This window comes from Sphingomonas sp. (genome assembly GCF_035910975.1).
In the GTDB taxonomy this organism is placed as follows: Bacteria; Pseudomonadota; Alphaproteobacteria; order Sphingomonadales; family Sphingomonadaceae; genus Sphingomonas.
Genome location: NZ_JAMHWM010000029.1, coordinates 84,164 through 108,741, shown reverse-complemented (window position 1 = coordinate 108,741; position 24,578 = coordinate 84,164). Strand labels below are relative to the sequence as shown.

At 66.8% G+C, this 24,578-nt stretch carries 14 protein-coding genes and 1 tRNA gene; 12 read left to right on the top strand and 3 right to left on the bottom strand.

What is annotated here, in order from left to right:
• Positions 1–4: 4 nt before the first annotated feature.
• From VYI76_RS06835 to VYI76_RS06810, 6 genes are all read left to right on the top strand, one after another.
• Positions 5–3,214, top strand: coding sequence for a multidrug efflux RND transporter permease subunit (locus VYI76_RS06835; protein ID WP_326524024.1), 3,210 nt, complete (start codon positions 5–7; stop codon positions 3,212–3,214).
• The gene (locus VYI76_RS06830) at positions 3,207–4,643 is read left to right on the top strand and encodes an efflux transporter outer membrane subunit (RefSeq protein ID WP_326524023.1); all 1,437 of its coding nucleotides are present in this window, start codon (positions 3,207–3,209) and stop codon (positions 4,641–4,643) included. The genes VYI76_RS06835 and VYI76_RS06830 overlap by 8 nt, the downstream gene beginning before the upstream one ends.
• Positions 4,644–4,674: 31 nt before the next feature.
• A complete protein-coding gene (locus VYI76_RS06825; RefSeq protein ID WP_326524022.1) occupies positions 4,675–5,214 on the top strand; it encodes an RNA polymerase sigma factor in 540 nt (179 codons plus the stop codon).
• A gap of 8 nt (positions 5,215–5,222) precedes the next feature.
• A complete protein-coding gene (locus VYI76_RS06820) occupies positions 5,223–6,293 on the top strand; it encodes a FecR family protein (RefSeq protein WP_326524021.1) in 1,071 nt (356 codons plus the stop codon).
• A gap of 144 nt (positions 6,294–6,437) precedes the next feature.
• A complete protein-coding gene (locus tag VYI76_RS06815; protein WP_326524020.1) occupies positions 6,438–10,037 on the top strand; it encodes a TonB-dependent receptor in 3,600 nt (1,199 codons plus the stop codon).
• A gap of 29 nt (positions 10,038–10,066) precedes the next feature.
• Positions 10,067–12,652, top strand: coding sequence for a zinc-dependent metalloprotease (locus VYI76_RS06810; protein ID WP_326524019.1), 2,586 nt, complete (start codon positions 10,067–10,069; stop codon positions 12,650–12,652).
• A 34-nt stretch (positions 12,653–12,686) separates the two neighbouring features.
• Here VYI76_RS06810 and hspQ read toward each other — a convergent pair whose 3' ends face one another.
• On the bottom strand, positions 12,687–13,067 hold the full coding sequence (gene hspQ, locus VYI76_RS06805; protein WP_326524018.1) for a heat shock protein HspQ: 381 nt from the start codon (positions 13,065–13,067) through the stop codon (positions 12,687–12,689).
• A gap of 133 nt (positions 13,068–13,200) precedes the next feature.
• Here hspQ and VYI76_RS06800 point away from each other — a divergent pair.
• Both VYI76_RS06800 and VYI76_RS06795 read left to right on the top strand, forming a co-directional pair.
• A tRNA-Ser gene (locus tag VYI76_RS06800) sits at positions 13,201–13,290 on the top strand.
• Between the two features lie 139 nt (positions 13,291–13,429).
• Positions 13,430–15,595: a M3 family metallopeptidase gene (locus VYI76_RS06795; RefSeq protein ID WP_326524017.1), complete on the top strand. Its 2,166-nt coding sequence runs from the start codon at positions 13,430–13,432 to the stop codon at positions 15,593–15,595.
• Positions 15,596–15,646: 51 nt separating this feature from the next.
• Here VYI76_RS06795 and VYI76_RS06790 read toward each other — a convergent pair whose 3' ends face one another.
• Together VYI76_RS06790 and VYI76_RS06785 are read right to left on the bottom strand one after the other, a co-directional pair.
• Entirely contained in the window at positions 15,647–19,231 is a 3,585-nt protein-coding gene (locus VYI76_RS06790) for an ABC transporter permease/M1 family aminopeptidase (RefSeq protein ID WP_326524016.1), read from the bottom strand.
• Positions 19,232–19,242: 11 nt separating this feature from the next.
• The gene (locus VYI76_RS06785) at positions 19,243–20,136 is read right to left on the bottom strand and encodes an ABC transporter ATP-binding protein (RefSeq protein ID WP_326524015.1); all 894 of its coding nucleotides are present in this window, start codon (positions 20,134–20,136) and stop codon (positions 19,243–19,245) included.
• 154 nt (positions 20,137–20,290) lie between these two features.
• Between VYI76_RS06785 and VYI76_RS06780 the strand changes: the two genes are divergently transcribed.
• The 4 genes from VYI76_RS06780 to VYI76_RS06765 are packed head-to-tail and all read left to right on the top strand — an operon-like array spanning position 20,291 to position 24,573.
• On the top strand, positions 20,291–21,640 hold the full coding sequence (locus VYI76_RS06780; protein ID WP_326524014.1) for an amidohydrolase family protein: 1,350 nt from the start codon (positions 20,291–20,293) through the stop codon (positions 21,638–21,640).
• Entirely contained in the window at positions 21,633–22,766 is a 1,134-nt protein-coding gene (locus VYI76_RS06775) for a dipeptidase (protein WP_326524013.1), read from the top strand. Before VYI76_RS06780 ends, VYI76_RS06775 begins: the two co-directional genes overlap by 8 nt.
• Positions 22,763–23,650, top strand: a complete 888-nt coding sequence (locus VYI76_RS06770) for a bile acid:sodium symporter family protein (protein ID WP_326524012.1) — start codon at positions 22,763–22,765, stop codon at positions 23,648–23,650. The genes VYI76_RS06775 and VYI76_RS06770 overlap by 4 nt, the downstream gene beginning before the upstream one ends.
• Positions 23,647–24,573: an ornithine cyclodeaminase family protein gene (locus VYI76_RS06765; protein ID WP_326524011.1), complete on the top strand. Its 927-nt coding sequence runs from the start codon at positions 23,647–23,649 to the stop codon at positions 24,571–24,573. The genes VYI76_RS06770 and VYI76_RS06765 overlap by 4 nt, the downstream gene beginning before the upstream one ends.
• Positions 24,574–24,578: the final 5 nt, after the last annotated feature.

Sequence of the window (24,578 nt, the reverse complement as noted above, 5' to 3'; positions counted from 1 at the left end):
GGCCATGGACAGCTTCTTCGTTCACCGCCCGGTCTTCGCCTGGGTGATCGCCGCCTTCATCGCGCTGTTCGGCACGATGGCCCTGCTCAACCTGCCGGTCGAACAATATCCCAACGTCGCGCCGCCCTCGCTGACGCTCGCCTACACCTATAACGGCGCCGATGCCGAGACGATGGACAAGAACGTCACCGCCGTGATCGAGCGCGAGCTGAACGGCGTCGACAATTTCCTGTACATGGCCTCCACCAGCCGCGCGAACGGCACCGGCGAGATCATCGTCACTTTCCAGTCAGGGACCGACCTCGACGTTGCGCGCACCCAGGTGCAGGATCGCCTGAACCGCGCCGAGCCGCGCCTGCCGGAGGACGTGCGCCGGCTTGGCATCCAGCTCACCGACAATTCGGCCGGCTTCCTGGAAGTCATCTCCATCCAGTCGAAGACCGGCAAGACGCCCGCGCTCGAACTCGGCGATTTCGCCTCGACCAAGGTGGTCAACGAAATCCGCCGCGTGCCCGGCGTCGGCAATGCCCAGCTGTTCTCCGCCGAAAAGGCGATGCGCATCTGGCTCGATCCCGACAAGCTCGCCGGCTTCAATCTGTCGCCCAGCGACGCGCTGCTCGCGGTGCAGGAACAGAACAGCCAGACGGCGGGCGGCGGCATCGCCGACCAGCCGACCGTGCCGGGCGCCGAGTTCAACGCCAAGATCGTGACGCAGAACCGTTTCCAGACGCCGGAGGAATTCCAGGGGATCATCCTGCGCGCCAACCCCGACGGCTCCACGGTTCGGCTGGGCGACGTCGCGCGGGTCGAAATCGGCGCCGACAACTATCAGTTCAAATCGACGCTGGACGGCAAGGAAGTCGCCGGCATCGGCGTGATGCTGGCCGCCGGAGCCAACGCGATCGCAACGCGCGAGGCGGTCAGCGAACGCATGCGCCAGCTCGAACGCACCTTCCCGCAGGATATCGCCTGGGACGTGTCGTACGACACCACGCCGTTCATCGCGACGTCGATCGACAATGTCGTGAAGACGCTGATCGAGGCGATGCTGCTCGTCTTCGCCGTGATGTTCCTGTTCCTCCAGAGCTGGCGGGCGACCGTCATCCCGGCGGTCGTCGTGCCGATCGCGCTGGCCGGCGGGTGCCTGGGGCTGTGGCTGTTCGGCTTCTCGATCAACACGCTGTCGCTGTTCGCGATGGTGGTGGCGATCGGCATCCTCGTCGATGACGCGATCGTCGTCGTCGAAAACGTCGAGCGCATCATGAGCGAGGAGGGCCTGTCGCCGCCGCGCGCGACGATCAAGGCGATGGGCCAGATCCGCGGCGCGATCATCGGTATCACGCTCGTCCTGATCGCGGTGTTCATCCCGATGGCGTTCTTTCCGGGATCGACCGGCGGCATCTATCGCCAGTTCTCGGTGACGCTCGCGGTCTCGATCTTCTTCTCGGCCGTGCTGGCGCTGACGCTGACGCCGGCGCTGTGCGCGACTCTCCTCAAGCCGCACAAGCATCATGTCGACGAACGCCCCACCCCGCGCGAGGGATGGCGCGGCTATCCGCAGCGGTTCTTCAACTGGTTCAACGACCGGTTCGACAATTCGCGCGACCGCTATGTCGGGGGTGTCACGAAGATGCTGTCGCGGCCGGTACGCTGGCTGGCGGTTTTCGTCGCGATCCTTGGCGTCACGTTCCTGCTGTTCGGGCGCCTGCCCGGCGGCTTCCTGCCCGAGGAGGATCAGGGCTATTTCGTCGTAAACTACGACGCCCCCGTCGGCGCCACCGCCGACCGTACCCAGGCCGCCGTGAAGGCGACCGAGGAATATATGTTCAAGCAGCCGCAGTTCGAACGGATGTTCTCCGTCATCGGCTTCAATTTCTTCGGCCAGGGCCAGTCGGCGGCGCTCTCCTTCGTGATGCTCAAGCCCTATGAGGACCGCAAGGGGGCGGAAAACAGCGTCAACTCCGTGATCGGCGGCGTGTTCGGCGCGACCGCGGGCATCACCAATGCCAGCATCTTCGCGCTCAACCCGCCGGCCATCCAGGCGCTCGGCAACGCCACCGGCTTTTCGATGAAGATCGAGGACCGCGTCGGCAACGATCCCGCAGGCCTACAGCAGGCGGCGATGGCAATCATGGCGGAGGCGTCGAAAAGCCCGATCCTCGCCGGCATCCGGCCCGAGGGCCAGGCACCCTCGCCCCAGCTGCGCGTCGATATCGATCGCGTCCAGGCGCGGGCGCTGGGCCTGTCGATTGGCGACGTCAATGCCACGCTCGCGATCAGCTTCGGATCGGCCTACGCCAATGATTTCTCGAACCAGGGCACCGTGCAGCGCGTCTACCTCCAGGCTGATGCGCGCAACCGCATGACCGCCGACGACGTGCTGGCGCTCCGCGTCCGCAACGGCGGCGGCGAGATGGTGCCGTTCTCCGCCTTCACACGGGTGACGTGGGAAGCCGGGCCGACGCAGATGCAACGCTACAACGGCTATCCCGCAACGACGATCTCGGGCCAGGCCGCACCGGGCAAGAGCTCGGGCGCCGCGCTGGAGGAGATGGAGCGGATCGCCGATCAGGTGTTGAAGCCTGGCTTCGGCTACGACTGGACGGGCACCGCCTATGAGGAGAAACAGGCCGGCGGCCAGATCGGCCTGCTGCTCGGGCTCTCCCTGATCGTCGTGTTCCTGCTGCTTGCCGCACTCTACAACAGCTGGGCGATCCCCTTCTCGGTGCTGATGGTGGTGCCGTTCGGCATATTGGGCGCGGTCGTCTTCACGATGCTGCGTGGCCTGTCGGCCGACGTCTATTTCAACATCGGTCTCATCACGATCATCGGCCTGGCCGCCAAGAACGCGATCCTGGTGGTCGAGTTCGCGATCGACGACGAGGCGCATCAGGAGAAGGAAGGTATCGAGGGCATCCATGACGCCACGCTGGAGGCCGCGCGCCAGCGCCTCCGCCCGATCCTGATGACCAGCCTCGCCTTCATCCTGGGCATGGTGCCGCTCGTCATCGCCAGCGGCGCGGGCGCGGCCAGCCGGCACGCGGTCGGCACCGGGGTGATGGGCGGAATGATCGCGGCGACCGCGATCGGCATTTTCTTCACCCCCGTCTTCTATTTCGCCGCGCGCAAATGGCTGTCGAGCAGGAAGCGTCGCTGGGACGACGATGACTCGCCCGATGCCGCGCCGGATCACGGAGAGCCCGTCCATGCGTAAGCTGATCGCCCTCGCCACCGCCACGGCGCTTGCCGGCTGCAATTTCGCGCCGCAATACCGCCAGCCACCGGCACCCGTGGCCGCCACCTTCCCCGAAGCGCCCGCGGCCGATGTGGCGCGGGCGGCCGCCGACATCGGCTGGCGCGACTATTTCGGCGATGCCCGGCTGCAGGCGCTGATCGCCGCGGCGCTCGCCAACAATCGCGATCTCGCCCAGTCGGTCGCACGTGTGGCTCAGGCGCGGGCGCAGTACCGGATCGAGGATTCGAACCGCCTGCCAAATGTCGATCTTCAGGCGGTCGGCTCGCGCACCCGCCAGCCGACCCGCGCACTCGGCTTCCCGCAGGGCGAGAGCCAGCCGGGCACGACGCCGTCGGACAGCTTCGCCTTCGAACAATATTCGCTGGGTATCGCCGTCACCAGCTTCGAGCTCGATTTCTGGGGCCGCGTGCGCAACCTGTCGGAGGTCGCGCGGCGCGAATATCTGGCAACCGCCGAAGCCGAGCGCGCCTTCCGCCTGTCGCTGATCGGCCAGGTCGCGGCCACCTACCTCCAGATCCGCGCTGGCGAGGAACAGATCGCCCTCGCCGAGCGCACCGTCACCGGGCGCCGCGAAGGCGTGCGCATCGCGCGTATGCGGATGGATGCCGGCGTCACATCGACGGTCGATTTCGACCAGGCGGCGCTGCTCGTGACGCAGGCCGAAACCGAGCTGGCCGACCTCAATCGCACCACGCAGCAGGCGCAGAACCTGATGACGGTGCTGGTCGGCGGCCCGATCGCCGATCCGCTGCCGCCGGCGCGCCCGTTGTCCGACGCGGGGCTCTACGCGCCGATCGAGCCCGGCCTGCCCTCCGCGCTGCTCGCCAACCGGCCCGACATCCTCCAGGCCGAGCAGCGGCTGCGCGCGGCCAACGCCAATATCGGCGTGGCGCGCGCGTCGTTGCTGCCAAACATCTCGCTGACCGGACTGTTGGGCTTCATCTCCCCCGCACTCGGCAGTCTCGTGTCCGGCAACTCGGTGCAATATCGCGTCGGCATCGATGCCACCCAGCCGATCCTGACCTGGGGTCGCGGTGCAGCCGGCCTTGCGCTCACCAAGGCGCAGGCCGACGAACTGGTCGCCGCATACCAGAAGGCGACGCAGACCGCGTTCCGCGAAGTGGCCGACGCGCTGGTCGCCCGCGCCCGCTATGCCGAGCAGATCGCCGCGCAGGTCCGCGCGGTCGACGCGCAGCGCCGCCTCGCCCGCGTGGCGCGCCTACGCTACGACAATGGCCTGTCGATCTACCTTGAGGTACTCGACGCCGAGCGCAATCTGTTCGCGGCCGAACAGCAATTGCTCGCCCTGCGCAGCGCGCAGTTGCAGAGCGAGGTGTCGCTCTACATCGCGCTCGGCGGCGGACTGAAGGAGACCACAAGCGGTTGATGCGCGGGCGTTTCTGCGGCACGACGCGGCCGTGGAGACGCGCAGGCAGACGGGGGAGCCTGACGGGCCGGCGACCGCGCCGACGCTCGAACAGCTGGTCGCGCGCTATCGCACCCCGCTCGTCCGCTTCTTCGCCAAGCGCGCGAAGCCCAATCAGGATCCCGAGGATCTGGCGCAGGAAGTTTTCTCGCGCCTCGCCGCGCGCGAGGGTGGGCCGGCGGTCGACAATCCCGAGGCCTTCCTGTTCCAGATCGCATCCAATCTGCTGCGCGACGAGGGCCGCCGCGAATCGACCCGCCGCGCCGCCGCCGACACGCTCGAACGCCACGGCGAAGGAAATTTTGAGGATCGCTCGCCGGAGCGCGTCTTACGGGGTCGGGAACAGGTACGCGCGCTTCACAACGCGCTCAACGAGTTGCCCGAAAGAACACGCGCGATCTTCGTGCTGAACCGCTTCGAGGAGTTGCGGTACGGCGAGATCGCGCACAGACTGGGGGTATCGACCAGCACGGTCGAAAAGAGCATGACCGACGCCATTCGTCACCTGCACCATCGGCTGAGGCAGCATTGAGGGAACGCATGCACCTTGTCGCCGATCCGGTCGCGGCCGCCGCGGGGTGGTTCGCGCGCCTGCGCGCGCCCGGCGCCGGCCGGCGCGAACAGGCCGCGCTCGACGGCTGGCGAGCGGAAAATACCGCCAATGACGCCGCCTATGCCGACATCCAGGCGCTGTGGGACGAAATCGGCGCGCATGCCGTCGAGGATCCGATCATGGACCTGCGGCGCGAGGCGCTGGCGCTCGCCCCCGTCCGGCCTGAACGGTCCTGGCGGAACTATGGTGCGGTCGCCGCCGCATTGATCGCGGTGATCGCGCTCAGCGTGACGTTCTTCGGCCGTGAGGCCGCCATTCCCCGCTCGGGTGCGGCTGAAATCGCCGCCCTGCCCTCGCCCGGCACCGATCACTCGCTCTACCGCACACAGGTCGGCGAACGATCGACCGTGCGGCTCGGCGACGGATCGATCGTCCAGCTCAACACCGACAGCGTCGTCCGCGTGGCCTATTCGGAACGCGAACGCCATATCGAGCTGATCCGCGGCGAAGCGCTGTTCGAGGTCGCGAAGGATGCCGGGCGCGCTTTCGTCGTCGAAACCGGGGGCGAGCGGGTGATCGCCCACGGCACCCAGTTCAACGTCCGCCGCCGCGATACCGGTATCGAGGTGACGCTGATCGAGGGGAAGGTATCGGTCGAGCGCGACCGCGGGTTTCTGCGCGGGCGTGAAATCGCGATGCTGGCGCCCGGCCAGCAGCTGATCGCGAGCGACGTCGGCGGCGATTTCACCGTGCGCGGCGCCGACACCGCCAGGGTTTCCTTCTGGCGCGAGGGCCGCGTCTCGTTCGACGGCGAGCCGCTGTCGGCGGTGGTGGCGGAGATCAACCGCTATTCGGCGCGCAAGCTGGAGATCGCCGATCCGTCGCTGGGCGAGCTGCGCGTCAGCGGCACGTTCAAGACCGGATCGCCCGACACCTTCGTCGCGGCACTCGCGGCGAGCTTTCCCGTCGAGCGCAGCTACGACGCGCGAGACAACCGCATCGCTCTGACCTGGGCCGACGGCGCGCCGGTGAAGCCGCAGGCCACAACGGGTAACTGACCGGCCACGCGACGGTTCGTCGCTGATCTGCCGCATAAGTGAAACTTTTTTTCCGGGGTCCGGAACGCCGCGCGTCTTACGGGACATGCGGTGCGGGAGAGGCATCGTTCTCGACCAATCTCGATGCTTCTTTGGGGGGATTTCATGACGGTTCAGCTCGGTGGGATGCGCGGGCTGCTGCTCGCGGGGGTCGCGGCGGCGAGCGTGGCTGCGGGGGCGCCCGCGCTGGCCCAGGCACCGGTCAAGGTCGCGCTGCCGGCGCAGACGCTGGCCGATTCGCTGCGCCAGCTCGCGGTGCAGACCGGCCAGGAGATCATGTTCGCGCCCGGCGTCGTCGCCAATCGCCGCGCCCAGCCGCTGTCGGGTAATTTCGAGCCGCGCGAGGCGATCCGCCGCCTCGTCGCCCCCTACGGCCTGACCGTCGAGGAAGCCGCGCCGAACGTGTTCGTGGTCAAGTCCCCGGTCCGCCTCAGCGCCTCGGGATACGGCCAGCGCACCGCCTCGGCCGGCGATGAATCCACCGCCGCGCTGGCCCCGGCCGTGCTCGGCATGACCGGCGCCACGGCTGCCCAGGCGGTCGCCGCGCAGGTGGAGGGCAACGGCGCCGTCACCGGCGTGGTGCGCGGCCCCGACGGCAACGGCGTGCCCGGCGCGGTCGTCCGCGTCTCCGGTACCGACGCGCGCACCGTCACCGACGCGAACGGCGTCTACCGCCTGCCCAGCGTGCCCGCCGGCCAGCGGATGATCGTGCTCGAATATCTCGGCGACTCTCCCCAGACGCTCGACGTGGTGGTCGAGCCGGGCCGCGAGAACGCGGTCAACATCCAGCGCGAGGTGACGCAGGACGTCGTCGTGCTGGGCTATATGAGCAGCATCCAGCGCGCGCTGAACAGCCAGAAGAACTCCGCCAACAGCGCGACCGTGGTATCGTCCGACCTGCTCGGCCAGTTCCCGGCGGAAACCGTGTCGGAGGCGCTCCGGCGCGTGCCAGGCGTCGGGTTCAGCCGTGACGCGAGCACTGGCGAGGGCTCGCAGATTACCGTGCGCGGCTTCACGTCAGAGGCCATCCAGGTCCAGCTCAACGGCCTCGATCTGCAGGGCACCAACTTCGAACGATCTATCGACCTGTCAGGATTCCTAGCCGACAACATCGCCGAAATCCGTATCGAGAAATCGCTGCTGCCGAGCCACGAAGCGACCGGTTCGGGGGGGCTTGTTCGGATCGAGACCAAATCGGGCCTCGACTATGGCCGATCCGCAATCAACCTTTCGTTCGAAGCGGAACGAAACGGTCGCTCGATCTTCGGCGACGAGTGGCAGGCGACCGGCACCTTTGCGAAAAAGCTGGCCGACAACTTCGGCGTTTCCGCGACCGTGTCTTATCGCGAAACTGACCGGACAAACTTCGACGTCGGCATCGCTGGGACGCTTCCCTCGGTCATGCCGGCAGGCGTCACCGGGCCGACGCTGGTGCCTGAATCGAAGGACTTTCCGTATGATGCGGTATTCAATCGTCGCCTGATTCAAAGCACCGCCTATCGCAATCGCGACCGCCTGGAAAAGAACCTGCTCGCCTCGCTCAACTTCGCGTGGGACATCGGTTCGCACACGCGTCTACGCCTGGATGCGCAGCGCAACGAACGTGACGCGGTAACGAGTAACGCGATCACCAACATCACCTTCGCCACCGGCAATTACGACATGCCGATTCCAGAACTGAACGGCGAAATCCGCCGCCGCTACGTCCTGGAACGCTTCCTGCCCACCATTCAGTTGCAGAGCTCGGACCTTCGCCTCGAGTCCAATTCCGTTAGCCTGCGCGGCACCACCCGCGTCGATTCGCTGACGGTCGATTACAAGGCGGGCTGGTCGCGGGCGGTTTCACGCGCCGACAACAGCATTTTCGTGCTGAGTGGCATCGCTGCCACCAACCTGACCGCGCTCATCAATCCGACAACTATCGTCATCCATCCCGATGACGACGCGGCTCGGACTCCGCGCGTGGTCGATGGCGCCTTCGCATTGCTCCCCAACGGCGTTCCGATACCGTCGCTGACCGCCTTGGGGATAAGCCAGGTTTTCAACCCGGCCAACTATAACGTCGGCCAGTCGGTCAGGAACTATACGAACAGTCCGACGACCGCCTGGACCGCCGAGTTCAATGGGCGTTACGATTTCGGCGGCTTTGTCGACTATCTGAAAGCGGGCGTGAAGTTCGATCGCAGCGCGCGCGCCAGCGTTGACGATTCCTTCAACAATACAGTGTCGGGCATCGCCAGTTCCCAGACCTTCGCCCCAATCAGCGGTCGGGCCACCAGCTTTACGGATTTTGGCGGTGTATTCCTCAGCACCCCTCTGTCCACGATCGGCAGTACCGATTTCAACGTCCCGTTCCTGTACAATGCCAATGCTCTGTTCGCCCGGCTGAACTCTTTGACGGTCGACGATCCGTCGACTGCGTTCAATGAACAGCGATTCACCTACAACGACCTTCGCCTGCTCGATCCGACCGCCAATTCCAGCGGTCTCGATCGTACGCGAACGACCGAAACGCGATGGGCCGGCTATCTTGAGGGACACTTCCGTCTAGGTAGGTTCGATATGACCGGTGGCGCGCGGTACGAACGCACCACGCGAGTCGGCAACACGCTTACCACCCCGACCGTCTTCATCCCGACCAGCACTTTCGGCGCCGAACCGCGCACGACGTTCCTGGCGGCGGGCCTGGTCAATTTTGAGGACACCGGCGGCACCGAGCAGAAGATCACGCCCAGCGTCCTGCTCAACTACCGCCCAACCAACGATATCGTTGCGCGTTTCCACTACAACATGTCGACGACCAATCCGGATTTCCGGCTGATCCGCCGGGCCGCGAGCTACACGGTAGACCTTCGGCCGTCGCAGAACCGCGCCTACATCCGCGAGGCGAATCCCGATCTGAAGCCTCAGCGCGTGCACAATTTCGAGATCGGCCTGTCGCATTACTTCGACAAGCCGGCAGGCGTGATCGGCGCCGCAGTATTCTACAAGATCACGACCAACAATTTCACCAACGTGGCGTTCGAGGATCGCGCCAACGATACCGTCCGCCAGCGCATCCTCGATTATTTTGGCCCGCTTGTCGTGGCTCGACCCGATCTTTTCTCGTTCAACTCAAACACCGTGTACCAGCTCAATCGCCCGGAGAATGGCGAGGGCGGAACGATCTGGGGTGTCGAGGCGGAGGTGACCAAACAGCTCAACTTTCTTCCCGGCTTCCTCAAGAATTTCGGGGTGATGGGGAACATCACCTACACGACCGGCGACTTCCCGACGCTGGTCCAAGGCCGCAACGATGCCGGCGCACTGACCAACTATCTGCTCAACAAGCCCCTCGCCGAGGCCAGCGCCCTCACCTACAATGCATCGCTGAACTATTCCGCCAAGGGCCTGGAAGCCCGGTTGATCTACACCCACCAGGACGCCAGCGTGCCGGCCAGCGGGTATAATCCGAACGATCTCAACTCGATCATCCCGGATTATTCGACGCTGGACATGCGCGTTTCCTACGCCGCGCGCGTCGGCGGCAAGCTCATCACGATCTTCGTGGAGGGGGACGACCTGCTCAGCGGCTCGCGCAAGCCGGACATCCGCAGCGCGGTCGCGTCCGCGTTCGATCGCAAGGACGCGAGCTACTTCTTCCCCAACACCCTCCAGTTCAACGGTGGCCGGACGTTCACGCTCGGCATCCGCGGCAATTTCTGATCCGATCCGTTCACGAGTAGAATAGCCCCATGACGATCCGCCTCCGCCGCCTGTCGTTCTCCACGGCGATCGCCGCCGCGTTGCTGGTTGCCGGCCCTGCCGCCGGCCAGTCCGCTCCCGAGGGCGACGCGGCGGCGGCGGACAAGCCCGACGGCGAGAAGCCCGCCGCGACGCCCGCCCCACCGCGCATCCGCAAGATGGCGGACTGGCAGAAGGGCAAGGACCGGATCGACGGCTATTTCGCCTTCTGGCGCGATCCGGTGAACGGCGATGCGTTCATGGAAGTCATGCCGGACCAGATCGGGCCGGAATTCATCTACTTCACCTACACCCAGGACGGCACAGCGCTCGACGGGCTGCGCCGGCTGGGATCGGTCAGCGACAATTACGTGCTGAAGCTGCGCCGCCGCTTCAACCGCATCGACTTCATCCGCCAGGATACGCTCTATTCGCACGATGCGGACAGCACGCTCGCCGGGCAGCAGGACAATATCGTCAATCCCCTGCTCGCCTCGACGACGATCGTCGCCGCCGACGATGCGACGGGCAAGATCGTCATCAAGGTCAACGACCTGTTCCAGGGCCGCGACCTGATCCGCATCGGCGAGCCAAGCGCGCTGGGCCGGCTGCTGGGCGTCCCGGCGGGTACGTGGAGCAAGGAAAAGTCGAACATCCGCTCGATTCGCAACTATGCGAGGAACAGCGAGATCGTCGCGGAGTATGTGTTCGACTATCCCAAGACGGCGAGCGCGACGAGCGGGGTCGTCGCCATCCAGCATAATTTCGTGGCGATGCCCGCGGCGGGCTTCACGCCGCGGCCGGAGGATCCGCGCGTCGGCTTCTTCACCTCGCGCGACACCAATTTGTCGAGCATCGACGGCACGCCGTGGCGCGACAAGATCTACCGCTGGCGGCTGGAGAAGAAGGACCCGGCGGCGAAGCTGTCCGAACCGGTCAAGCCGATCACCTACTGGATCGACAAGGCCACCCCGCGCGAATTCCGCGACACCATCCGCGACGCCGTGCTCCACTGGAATTCGGTGTTCGAGACGATGGGCTTCCGCAACGCGGTGCGCGTCGAGATACAGCCCGACGACGCGACGTGGGATGCCGGCGACGTCGGCCGCAACGTGATCCGCTGGGTCGCATCGCCGGTGCCGCAATATGCCGGCTACGGCCCGACCGTGGTCAATCCGCGGACCGGCGAGATCATCGGCGCCGATATCGTGCTGGAACATGCGACGGTGCAACGCTGGATTCGGCAGGATCGCCTGTTCCCGCGTACCGCCACATCGGCCGCCGAGGCCGCCGACGGCGAGCCGCACACCGCGCATGATTGCAGCGCGAGCGAAGGGCTCGAACGGTCGATCGGCTTCGCGATGGCCTCGCTCAACCTCCAGGCCGGCCTGACCGAGGGCGCGCGCGAGGCGGCGCGGCGCGAAATCGTCCGCCAGGGCCTATACTATCTGGCGCTGCACGAGGTCGGCCATACGCTCGGCCTCAGCCACAACATGATGGGCAGCTTCTACCAGCCGCTGTCCGCGCTGAACCAGCCCAACGACCGCTACGGCTCGAACCTGTCCAATTCGATCATGGACTATCCGCAGGTCAATATCGCCCCGCGTGGCGAGGCGCAGGGTGCCTATTTCCCGACCCGGCCGGGGCCGTATGATTACTGGGCGCTGGCCTATGCCTATGATCCCGCGCTCACCGATCCGGCCGCGCGGACGGCACACCTCGCCCAGTCGAGCCGCCCGGAACACGCCTTCGGCAACGACGGCGATTCGATGGCGGCGACCGGCGCGGGGATGGATCCGCGCGTCATCCCCTACGATCTGTCGTCGGAACCGGTCGTGTTCGCCACGCGCCAGATGGACATGATCCGCCTCGCCTATGGCGAACTGGTCGATCGCACCAGGCGCGAGCAGGGCAGCTGGGACGAGATGCGGCGCACCTACGAGCTGCTGAACGGCATGTATCGCCAGAATGTGACGGCGGTGTCGCGCTACATCGGGGGCGTCTATGTCGATCGCTCGGCGATCGGCCAGGAAACCCGCGCCGCCGCACCGTTCGTGCCGGTCGCGCGCGATACGCAGAAGGCGACGATGGGCCTGCTCGGCCGCTATCTGTTCGCGCCCGACGCGTTCAACCTGCCGCCCGATTTCGGCGCCTATCTCCAGTTCCAGCGACGCGGCTTCGATTTCTTCGGCCGGCCGCAGGACGCCCCGCTACACAACGACGTTCTGGGGCTCCAGTCGGTCGCGATGTCGCACCTGCTGGCACCGGCGACGCTCCAGCGGATGGCCGATTCATCCCTCTACGGGAACCGCTATTCGGCGAACGAGATGCTCGGCGACCTGAGCGGCGAGATCTTCGACGCGGATATCCGCGGCAGCGTGAATACCTTCCGCCAGAACCTGCAGGCGACCTATGTCACCCGCCTGATCGGCGCGATGGGCGCGGCGCGGATGGATGCGATCGCCAGGAGCGCGCTGTTTGGCGAGCTCAAGACAATCGACGCGCGGATGAAAGGTGCGGAGGGTCGCGGCGACGAACGGACGAAGGCGCATCGCCGCTATGTCCGCCAGCTGATCTTCACCGCGCTGGAGAAATAACCTGGGGGCTGGCTGCGCCGCCCGCCCTGGCCCGTCAATGACGCAGTTCGCGGCGCAAACGGTAGCGGCCGTCGGCCAGCGTATCGAACATGCCGTCGATCGCCGGATGGTCGATCGGCTCGTCGCTGTCGTCGGGCAGCAGGTTCTGCTGGCTGACATAGGCGACGTAGCTGCTCTCCGCATTTTCGGCGAGCAGGTGGTAAAAGGGCTGGTCCTTCGGCGGGCGCACGTCCTCGGGGATCGCCTCATACCATTCGTCGCTGTTGGCGAAGACGGGATCGACGTCGAACACGATACCGCGGAAATCGAACAGCCGGTGCCGCACGACCGCGCCGATCGCGAAGCGAGCGGTGGCGACGGCAGGCAGGGGAACGCCGGATTCAAGGACGGACTGGGCAGCGGAAACACGAGGCATGCGCGTAAGGTAAGCCCGATTTCGCAGCGCACAAGCTTGATGCTTGCGGGGCCGGAAAACATCGGCTAATCGCCCGCCCTCGACCGAACCGTGCGGGCGCCGATCGACGGCCCCACCAGCGCGTTCCCCTCGCGGAGAGGTGGCAGAGTGGTCGATCGCGCCGCACTCGAAATGCGGTTTACGGGGAACCGTAACGTGGGTTCGAATCCCACCCTCTCCGCCAGTTTCCCTATCGATCGAAGTGTTTCGGCCGACGTGGCGATGCCGCTCATGCCGTTCGACGGGCCGCTCGGGCGATCGGCGTTGCGTCGCGCCCCGCAGGCGCGGTACGATTGCGTATCTCCCCATACCGAGGACGTTTGATGAAACCTGCCTTCGGCGCGATGCTGCTCGCCACCACCTCCCTTGTCACTACCAGCGTGAACGCCATGTCCCAGACGACTCCCCCCGCCCCGCCCGCCCAGACCGCCGCCGCCGTCGATCCCGCGCCGCTGCTCGCGCCGTGGTCCGGCCCGTTCGACGGGGTGCCGCAGTGGGACAAGGTGACGCCGGCGATGTTCCCGCCCGCGTTCGAGGCCGCGATCACGCAGGCACGCGCGAGCTTCGTCAAGCTGCGCGACAATCCCGCCGCCCCCACCTTCGCCAACACGATCTCGGCGCGGCAGAAGGAAGTGACCGCGCTCGGACGCGTCCAGGCGATCTGGGGCGTCTACACCAGCAATCTGGCGAGCCCCGAGGTGCAGAAGATCGCGGCCGAATGGAGCCCGAAGCTGTCGGCCTTCTCGACCGAGCTAAGCCTCGATCCGAAGATGTTCCAGCGGGTGAAGACGCTGTACGACGCGCGCCGGTCACTCGGCCTCGACGCGCAGCAGATGCGGCTGCTGGAGCGCACCTATCGCGGCTATGTCACCGCCGGCGCGCTGTTGAACGACGCCCAGAAGGTTGAGATCCGGCGGATCAACGGCGATCTCGCGCGCCTCTACACCGACTTCAGCCGCATGGTGCTGGCCGATGAGGAGACCGCGATCATCCTCGACAGCGAAGCCGCTCTGGCCGGCCTGCCCGACAGCTTCAAGGCGAGCCTTGCCGAAGAGGCCAAGGCGCGCGGGGCGGCGGGCAAATGGGCGGTCAAGAACACGCGGTCGTCGATGCAGCCGTTCCTGATGTACGCCACCGACCGCGCCCTGCGCGAGCGGGTGTACAACGCCTACATCAACCGTGGCGACAACGGCGACGCGAACGATACCAACGCGACGATCGCGCAGATCCTGAAGCTGCGCCAGGAACGTGCGGCGATCCTGGGCTTCAGGACGCACGCCGATTACCGGATGGACGATACGATGGCGGAAACGCCGGCGAACGCCACGAAGCTGATGATGTCGGTGTGGCCGGCGGCGCGCGGGCGCGTGCTGGAGGAAGTCGCCGACATGCAGGCACTCGCCGACGCCGAAGCCGCCGCCGGCAAGGGGCCGAAGATCACCATCGCGGGTTGGGACTATCGCTATTACGCAGAAAAGGTCCGCAAGGCGAAGTACGACCTCGATGAGAGCGAGGTGAAGCCGTATCTGGAGCTGAACAACATGGTGGACGCCATGTTCTACGCCGCCGGCCGGCTCTACGACCTGAACTTCAAGGAGAATACCGGCACGATTCCGGTGTTCCACCCCGACGTCCGTACGTTCGAGGTGACGCGCGGCGGCAAGACCATCGGCGTCTTCTACCTCGACAATTTCGCGCGGGCGGGCAAGCGTTCGGGCGCCTGGGCGACGGCCTATCGCACCCGTTCGGGCCTGCGCGGCGAGAATATCGTGCTGGCGTCGAACAACAACAATTTCACCAAGGGCGGCGGCGGCGAACCGACACTCATCAGCATCGACGACGCATCCACGCTGTTCCACGAATTCGGCCATGCGCTGCACAGCCTGCTCGGCAACGTCTATTATCCGGGCCTGGCCGGCACGCCGCGCGACTTCGTCGAATACCCCAGCCAGGTGAACGAGAACTGGCTGCTGACGCCCGACGTGCTCAGCCGTTTCGCGAAGCATTACAAAACGGGCGCGCCGATCCCCGCCGATCTGGTCGCCAAGATCAAGAAGGCGGACACGTTCAACCAGGGTTTCGACACGGTCGAATATCTGTCGTCGGCGATCGTCGACATGAGGCTGCACGATCGCACGACGCCAGTGACCGATCCCGATGCGTTCGAACGCGAGACGCTGGCCGGGTTGCAGATGCCGAAGGAGATCGTGATGCGGCACCGCCTGCCGCAGTTCAATCACCTGTTCTCGTCGGACGCCTATTCGGCCGGCTACTATAGCTATCTCTGGTCGGAAACGATGGACGCGGACACCTGGGCCGCGTTCGAGGAAACCGGCAACGTGTGGGACAAGGGCATCGCTGACAAGTTCCGCACCATGCTGCTGGAAACCGGCAACGAGACCGATCGCAAGGATGCCTACAAGGCGTTCCGCGGGCGCGACCCCGACGTGCGCGCGCTGTTCAAGCGGCGCGGTTTCCCCACGCAATAAGCCGCGAGGGATGCGGCGGGGCGGCGCGACCGGCGCGCTGCCCCGCCGGCATCAGCTGACCGGGGTCACATTGTCCTCGCTGTTGCGGTCGATGTACTTGTTGTACGGATCGACCCCGGCGAACGCCGGCTTGCGGGTGGAGATAACACGGATCTGCTGCTCGCCAGAACGGATCGGGCGGCGTTCCATCAGGATCACATCCTTCGCGGCGAACGCGCCCAGCCCCGGCCGTGCATCGAACAGCCCGATATCGATCTGGTCGTCGAGTGGCACCCGGCGTTCCTTGCCCTTGCCGTCGGCATAGGCCTTGTCGGCCTTCACCGTGACGATCGTCTCCCACCGGCCGTCGCCCAGCCGCCGCGATGTCGCCGCGCTGGCCTTCAGGTCGTAGATGGTGATGCGCGAGAGAAGGTCGAGCACCAGTTCGCGCTCCGCCGGGGTACGGGCGAGCGAGAGGTAACCGTTCACCAGATCGGTCGATCGGGCATAGGGCGCGCCTTTGAACCGGTAGCGTTTGAGCAGCTGCGCCAGCATCGCGTTGACGCGGTCCTCGCCCAGACGGTCCTGCAGCAGGTACATCACCACCGCACCTTTGCGGTAATGGATATACGCTTGGTTCTCGACGCGATCGAGCGGCAGTTCCTCGATCCGTTCAGACCCGCGCGACCGCAGATAATTGTCGAGCTCATACTTCAGGAAGCGGCGGATCTTGTCCTCGCCATAGGTGTGTTTCATCACCATGAGCGCGCCGTACTGGGCCATCGTCTCGACCATTATCGTGCCGCCCTGCATGTCGGCGCTGATGAGCTGGTGCGCCCAATATTGGTGGGCCAGTTCATGCGCGGTGACGTAGCCGACGTAATCGATCGCGTCGGGATCGCGCGTGTCGGCGATGAAACCGATCTGCTCGGAATAGGGGATCGTCCCGGCAAATGCCTGCGCGAAGCTCGAATAGCCCGGAAACTCGATGATCCGCGCGTAATCGAACTGGTACGGCCCGAACGCGCGCCGGAAATAGGCGAGCGACGTCTTCATCGCCGACAGCATCCTGTCGACGTTATAGCCATGCTTGGCGTCGTAGAAGATCGACAGGCGCACGCCGTCCGCCGTCTCGCTCTTCTCCGCATAGTTCGCCGACTGGACCGAGAAGAAGGCGAGGATCGGCGCGCTCGACACGAAATGCGCGGTGCGCCGGCCACCCGCGGTGGTATCCGACAGTTTGCGGCCCGGCGCGATCGGCGTCTGCCCGGCGTCGGTGGTCACGGTGATGTCCGACATCACCCAGGGCGCGTTGCCGATATAGTTGCGGCGTTGTGCCGAGGTGTCCTCCAGCTTTGCTATGCGCAGTTCGGGGGGCAGGCCGTATTTGCGGCGCTTGACCCGGTCGGTCAGCAGCTGCGAGCGGTTCATGCCGAACTGCGGCGTGATATTTGCGTTGTTGAGGAAGGTGCCGTTGGCGATCAGCGAGGTGTCGTCTCCGTTGGCGCGCAGGCCCCGCTGCTGGCGCGTCGTGGTGAAGCTGACCGTCCCCGTCGCGCCCGGCGCGAGGGGGCGGTCGAAGCGGTAGATGCGGTACTTCATTTCCGCATCGTCCATCGCCAGCCGCGCGCCGGGCACATCGATCGTGCCGATCCGGGTGACCACATCGGGCAAGCGAACGTGCAGATCGCGGAGCGGCGCACCGGTATCGTTGACGAAGCGATAGAGCCCGCGCGTCTCCGCCCGGCGTTCGGCGGGATAGAGCGCGACGTCGAGCTTCACGTCGGTGATCGACGGCTGGAGCAGCGCCTCGTACTTCAGGTACTTCTTCTCATAGGCGGCAAGCTGCGCCTCGCGGTCGTCCCGCGTGCGATAGTCGTTCAGGACGTTCATGTTCCAGAACAGCCAGCCCCCGGTCGCCCCGGCGACGAGCAGCGCGCCCGCCAGGATCACGCCCGGCGCACCGACGAGGCGGCGCGGCAGGCGCTTCAGCCGCGGCATCAGCCGCGTCTCGGTGCCCCGCCGCCACAGCAGGTGCGCCAGCACCGCCAGCACCACGGCGAAGGCACCCCAGTAGAGCCGCAGCCACCAGCCGAGCGCGCCGCCGATCTGCGCGCCGTTCATGTCCGAGAAGCGCTGGCTGCCGGTGCTGCCGTAATTGTACAGCGGGTGTTCGAAGCCCATGTTCGACAGGGTGATGGTGGCGACCAGATAGATCACCATGATGCCCCAGCCGACGTACTTGTTGGGGCTCAGCGCCTGGACGAACACCGCCAGGATCGCGAGGATCGCCATGTCGATCGTCGACGGCAGCAGATACCAGCCGAGATACTGGCCGAGTTCGATCGCGGTCTGCCCGCGCGACAACTGAATGACGATCGAGGCGAGAACGGCAACTGCCAGCGTGGCGAACAAAACGCCGGTGACCGCCAGCGCCTTGGGCAGCATATAGGCCCAGTTGGGCAGCGCGGTCGCATCGACGATCTCGTGCATCCGCCGCTCGCGATCGCGCCAGACGAGTTCGCCCGAATAATAGATGGCAATGATGATCGGGATCAGACCGAACGCACCCTGCAACGTCTGGATCAGCGCGAAGGTGAGCGGCCGCGCGGGCGTGCCGTAAATCTCGTTGGCGAACAACAGGGCGCCAACCGTGTTGAACAGGCCGACCAGCAGCAGGACGATGAACGCGGGGCTCCTGAACACCAGCCGCATCTCGAACCGGCAGCGCGTCCAGAAGCGTGCCCGGGCGGCGGCGTCCTGGCGCGGCGCGGGCAGGCGGTCGACCGTGAGCGGCGGGGTGGCGGCCAGCTTCGCCTCGCGCTTCGCCTGCTTGCGCAGCGACCGCTTCGATGCCCCGCGCTCGGCGAAGCTGAAGCGGAAATAGGCGATGACGAGCGCGGCCACGCCGACGCCGAACCAAATCGCGCGATTGGCGAGCAGCGCGCCGGTGACCGCCGGCACGCCGGTGTTCGATTCGCTCGCCGTCCAGTAGCGGATGACGTTGGCGATCGAGGCGATGCCGAACGGTTCGAGATAGCCCGTCAACTCGCGCAGTTCGGGCTTGGCGCGCATCACGACGTTGAGCACGACGTACAGCACCAGGAAGACGACGACGCCCAGATAGCTGTACATCATCGACCGCGTCATCGTCGCGACCGCGAAGAAGATGCCAGCGGTGAGGAACAGGTTGGGCAGCGCGAGAACGCCATAGGCATAGGCATAGGCGCCCCAGTTGGTCGGCCCCAGCGTCTCGCTGTCGACCCACGGCATCAGCGATCCGAACCATATCGCGAACGGCACCGCCAGGAATGCGATGGCCGACGCGGCGAACGCGCCCGTGAACCGCGCCATCAGATAGTCGAACTTGCGCACCCGCGTGGACCGGACCATCGGCCCGAACCCGCTTTCGTCGTCACGCACGATCACGTTGGCGACGAACGCGGTCGTCACGAACATGAAGAAGATCGACAGGATCAGATGCGTCTGGATGATGGCGACCGGCGAATTCTTGTGGATGTTGCCGCCGCTGCCGATCTGGATCTGCTCGATCGTGACCGATCCGAAGGTCAGCAGGAAGAACAGGATGGCGACGACCCAGAACACCGGGTTGCGCAGCTGGTAACGGAGCTCGAAGGCCGCGATCTTGCCGAACATGGCCGCGCGCCTCAGGCGGCCTGCGCGGCGGGCGCGCGGCGCGAATGGGCGAGCGTGGAGAAATACACATCCTCCAGCCCGCCCTCGACTGCGGTAAAGCCGTCGCCGGGATCGCCGTCGGACAGGATGTGGACGATCGTCCGCCCGGCGAACAGCCGGGTGGAGATTACCTCGTACCGCTCGCGATAGGCATCGAGGTCTTCCCGCGCGATCGTCTTCGCCCAGACGGTGCCCCGCGCGCGCTGGATCAGGTCGAGCGGCGCGCCTTCGAGCTGGATACGCCCGCCGGCCAGCACCGCCATGCGCGGGCAGAGGTCGGCGACATCCTCGACGATATGGGTCGACAGGATCACGACGACGTTCTCGCCGATTTCCGCCAGCAAATTGAGGAAGCGGTTGCGCTCCTCCGGGTCCAGCCCGGCGGTGGGCTCGTCGACGATGATGAGTTCTGGATTGCCGATCAGCGCCTGGGCGATGCCGAAGCGCTGGCGCATGCCGCCGGAGAAGCCCGCGATCGCCTTCTTGCGGACGTTCCACAGATTGACCTGGTGGAGCAGCGTCTCGACCGTTTCCTTGCGCTCGCGCGCGGACGGGATGCCCTTCAACACCGCCATGTGATCGAGCATGTCGTAGGCGGAGACGCGCGGGTAGACGCCGAAATCCTGCGGCAGATAGCCCAGCCGCTCGCGCAACCGTTCCGGCTGGGCGATCACGTCGATGTCGCCGAAGCGGATCTGCCCCGCCGTCGGCGTCTGCAGCGTCGCGACGGTGCGCATCAGCGTGGACTTGCCGGCGCCGTTGGGGCCGAGCAGGCCGTACATGCCCTTGGGCACGCTCAGCGTCACGTCGTCGAGCGCGCGCGTGCCGTTGGCATAGACATGAGTGACCGATGTCAGTTCGAGCACGACGATTCCCCCCTGGTATCCGGCGAGCCTAACGGCCGGTGCGCGAAACGAAAGTGCCCGGCTGCGAAATGCCGCGCGCGCCGCATGGACCGCCGCACGGCTCGCCCGGACCGGGATTTGCTGATAGCCAGCCGGGCCTGAGGGGGAAGAATCGATGAACATCGTGCGTCGCCTGTTGCTGCTATGCGGCGTGGTCGCAGCCGGTGCGGCGCAAGCGCAGGCTCCCGCGGCGGAGACGACGGCCTATCGCGGCGCGACGCTGATCGACGGCACCGGCGGTCCGGCGCGAACGCAGATGACGGTGGTCACCCGCGCTGACCGGATCGTGGCGGTGGTGCCAGACCGGCAGGCGACCCCCGCGATGCTGAAGACCGCGCAGATCGTCGATCTGTCCGGTCGCTGGCTGCTGCCCGGCCTGATCGATTCGCACCAGCATGTCGCGACCCCGCCCAACCGCCGCCGCGCCGAGGCGCTGATGCGGCGCGACCTGTACAGCGGCATCACCGCGACGCGGATCATGGCCGACGATCTGCGCTCGGTGGGCGAGATCGCCCGCGCCGCGCGGGTCGGCGAAATCGCCTCGCCCGACCTCTACTATGCCGCGCTGATGGCGGGGCCGAGCTTCTTCGACGATCCGCGCACCCGCGCGGTCAGCGCCGGGGTGACGCCCGGCGAGGGCGCCTGGATGCAGGCGATCGACGACACCACCGACCTGCCGCTCGCGGTCGCGCGGGCGAAAGGCACCGGCGCGATCGCGATCAAGGTCTACGCCAACCTGCCGGCGCATCTGATCGCCGCGATCACGGCCGAAGCGCACCGGCAGGGCATGCAGGTGTGGGCGCACGGCATGGTTTTCCCGACACCGCCGGCGGAGGTGATCGCCGCCGGTCCGGACGTCATTTCGCACACCTGCTACCTCGCCTATCAGGCGGTCGCGGCCCGGCCGCAGCGCTATCAGGACCGGGCGCCGATCGATCCCGCGCCGTTCGCGCGCGGCGACAATGCGGTGATGGCCGGCCTGTTCGCGGAGATGAAGCGGCGCGGCATGCTGCTCGACCCGACGCTGCGCGTGTACCGCGAGGTCGAGGCGCGATCGGCGCGGAGCGGGACGCCGCCCTATTGCACGCTCGATCTCGCCGCGACGCTGACGGCGCAGGCGCACCGTGCGGGAATCGAGCTGTCGGCGGGCACCGATGGCGATACCGATGCCGACGATCCCTATCCAGGGTTGTTCGACGAGCTGGAGCTGCTGGTCGACAAGGCCGGGCTGACGCCCGCGCAGGCGATCCGGTCCGCTACGCTGGTCGGCGCGATGACGATGGGCCAGGCGAAGGAGATGGGGACGATCGAGCCCGGCAAACTCGCCAACATGGTCGTCGTGACGCGCGATCCGGTCGCCGACATCGCCAACATGCGCAGCGTCGCGATGACGGTGAAGCGCGGTCGTGCCTACCCCCGCGAAGCCTATGTTCCCGTCACCGCACAGGAGATCGCCCGTGACTGACCGTCGCGCCTTCCTGACCCTGTCGGGCGCCGCGATAGCGACGGCGGCCATGCCGCTCGCCGCGCAGCCGCGCGGGCGTAACATGCTCGTCGTCAATGCGCTGGGCGGCTTTTCCGATCCCAACGCGCGTCGCGCCGACGCCGCGATCCAGGGCACGCGCAGCCGTACGCTTTCCGACCGGGTCGTCGCCGACGCGCTCGCTTCCGGCATGGACGCGGTCAACATCACGCTGGGCTATGTCGCGGGGGCGATGGAGCCGTTCGAACATACGATGCGCGAAATCGGCCTGTGGGACGCGCGGCTGCGCGCGCGGCCCGCGCAACTGCTGAAGGTGCTCACCGCCGCCGACATCCTGCGCGCCCGCGACGAGCGGCGTATCGGCGTGATCTACGGCTTCCAGAACGCGGCGATGATCGGCGACGACCCGAGCCGGATCGACCTGTTCGCCGATCTGGGCGTGCGGATCATCCAGCTGACCTACAACCCCGCCAACGCGATCGGCAGCGGCGCGATGGCACCCGCGAACGGCGGGCTGACCGATCTGGGCCGGCGTGCGATCGAGCGGCTGAACGCCAATCGGGTGATGATCGACCTGTCGCACAGCGGCGAGCGGACCTGCCTCGACGCGGCGCGCGCATCCGCCCGGCCGATCTCGATCAACCACACCGGCTGCCGCGCGCTGACCGACCTGCCGCGCAACAAGACCGATGCCGAACTCCGCCTGGTCGCCGAGCGCGGCGGTTTCGTCGGCATCTACTTCATGCCGTTCCTCAACCCCACCAGCGTCGCCAGCGCCAACGACGTCGTCGCGCACATCGAGCATGCGGTGAACGTCTGCGGCGAGGACCATGTCGGCATCGGCACCGACGGCGGCACCACCGCGATCGACGACATGCCAGCCTATCGCGCCGCGCTGGCAAAAGAGGTCGCCGCCCGTCGCGCCGCAGGCATCGGCGCGACCGGCGAGAATCCCGACACCATTCCGCTGGTCGCCGACCTCCACGGTCCCGATCAGTTCCGCAAGCTTGTCCGCCTGCTCGAGACGCGGCGGCACCCGGCGCGGCGGATCGAGAAGATCATGGGCCTGAACTTCGTCACCTACGCGCGGGAGGTCTGGGGATCATGACGCCGGAAAGCATCGCCTTCGTCAATCAGGCGGTCGTGCCGATCGGCCTGATGCTCATCATGTTCAGCCTGGGGCTGACCCTTTCCCTGCGGGACTTCACGACGGTGATCGGCGAACGGCGCTACGTCGCCGCCGGCTTCGGCGTCCACCTGCTCGTCCTGCCGCTGCTCGGCCTGGGCATCGGCGCGCTGTTCCGCCTGTCGCCGGAACTGGCGCTGGGCCTGTTCATCGTCTCGATCTGTCCGGCGGGCACCACGTCCAACGCGCTGACCTTCGTCGGGCGCGGCAACGTCGCCCTGGCCGTCATCCTGACGGTGATGACCAGCATCGCGACGGTGTTCACAATTCCGATCCTGCTGAGCTGGGCAGTGCCGCACTTCCTCGCGGAGGCCGGCGGAACCGTGCCGAAGCTCAACATCGTCGACACGATGCTCCAGCTCGCGCGGATCACCCTGCTGCCGGTCGCGGCGGGCATGGTGGTGCGGCGGCTGGTGCCAGATGCCGCGACGGCGATCGCCAGGCGGCTGCGGCCCACCGCCTTCGTCGTGCTGGTGGCGGTGATCGGTTTTTCGGTGGCGGTCAGCCTGGAGATGGTGGTGCAGAACCTGATCGCCGCGACGCCCGCCATCTATACGCTCAACATCGCGGCGATGGCGGTCGGGCTCGGTATCGGGCGTCTGCTGGGCGCGAACACCCGCGACGCGATGACGCTGGCGATAGAGACCGGGGTGCAGAACGCGACGCTTGCGCTGTTCCTGACGCTGACCGTGCTCGACAGCCTGCCGCTCGCCGTCACGCAGAATATCTACGGTTTGGTGATGCTGCTCAACGCCACGCTGCTGATCCGCTGGTTCCGCCGCCGCATCGCGGCCGAGGCGGCATGAGCCTGCGCTTCATCGACGCGGAGGAGGTCGCGCGGCGGCTGAGCTGGGACGTCTGCATCCCGCTGGTGCGCGATGCGATGATCGCGCTGTCGATCGGCCGCACGCGCCAGCTGCTGCGCGGTATCATCGACCTGGACGGAGGCGATGCGTTCGGCGTGATGCCGGGGGCGATCGACGGCGGCGCGTTCGGGGCCAAGCTGGTCAGCGTCTTCTCCGGAAACGTCACGCGCGGTGGCCAGTCCCACCAGGGGGTGATTGCGATCTTCGATCCCGAAACCGGCGCGCCGGCAGCGATCGTCGATGCGGGGGAGGTCACCGCGATTCGCACCGCCGCCGCCACCGCCGCGGCGACCGACGCCCTCGCCCGCCCCGATGCATCGACGCTCGCCGTTCTGGGCACCGGCGAGCAGGCCGAGCGCCATATCGCCGCGATCCGCGCGGTACGCCCCGTGGCGCGCGTGACGCTCTGGGGCCGCGACGCGGCGCGTACGCGCGCGCTGGCCGTGCGGCTCGACGCCGAACCTGCAGATACCATCGATGCCGCCGTTGCTGACGCCGACATCGTCTGCACCGTCACCGCGGCCCGCGATCCGATCCTGTCGCTGGCGCAGATCCGCCCCGGCACCCATGTGAACGCCGTCGGATCGAGCCGCGCCGGCCCGGCCGAGATCGCGAACGATCTGGTCGCCGCGGCGCGCATGTTCGCCGATCATCGCCAGGGCGTGCTGGCGCAGGGCGCCGAGTTCCTGAACGCGAAAGCCGCCGGCCTCGTCGATGATAGCCATATCGTCGGGGAAATCGGCGAGGTATTCGCCGGCACTCTGCCCGGCCGCACCGGACGTGCGCAGGTCACACTCTACAAATCGCTCGGCAGCATCGTGCAGGACCTGGCCTGCGCCGCCTGGCTCTGCGCGCCCGAATGAGCCGG

Bases quoted from the DNA above. Each gene is read 5' to 3' on its own strand.
- VYI76_RS06820 (WP_326524021.1), top strand. From the start codon at position 5,223: ATGCACCTTGTCGCCGATCCGGTCGCGGCCGCCGCGGGGTGGTTCGCG.
- VYI76_RS06765 (WP_326524011.1), top strand. From the start codon at position 23,647: ATGAGCCTGCGCTTCATCGACGCGGAGGAGGTCGCGCGGCGGCTGAGC.
- VYI76_RS06790 (WP_326524016.1), bottom strand. From the start codon at position 19,231: ATGTTCGGCAAGATCGCGGCCTTCGAGCTCCGTTACCAGCTGCGCAAC.
- VYI76_RS06830 (WP_326524023.1), top strand. From the start codon at position 3,207: ATGCGTAAGCTGATCGCCCTCGCCACCGCCACGGCGCTTGCCGGCTGC.
- VYI76_RS06795 (WP_326524017.1), top strand. From the start codon at position 13,430: ATGAAACCTGCCTTCGGCGCGATGCTGCTCGCCACCACCTCCCTTGTC.
- VYI76_RS06835 (WP_326524024.1), top strand. From the start codon at position 5: ATGGACAGCTTCTTCGTTCACCGCCCGGTCTTCGCCTGGGTGATCGCC.
- VYI76_RS06780 (WP_326524014.1), top strand. From the start codon at position 20,291: ATGAACATCGTGCGTCGCCTGTTGCTGCTATGCGGCGTGGTCGCAGCC.
- VYI76_RS06770 (WP_326524012.1), top strand. From the start codon at position 22,763: ATGACGCCGGAAAGCATCGCCTTCGTCAATCAGGCGGTCGTGCCGATC.
- VYI76_RS06815 (WP_326524020.1), top strand. From the start codon at position 6,438: ATGACGGTTCAGCTCGGTGGGATGCGCGGGCTGCTGCTCGCGGGGGTC.
- VYI76_RS06810 (WP_326524019.1), top strand. From the start codon at position 10,067: ATGACGATCCGCCTCCGCCGCCTGTCGTTCTCCACGGCGATCGCCGCC.
- hspQ (WP_326524018.1), bottom strand. From the start codon at position 13,067: ATGCCTCGTGTTTCCGCTGCCCAGTCCGTCCTTGAATCCGGCGTTCCC.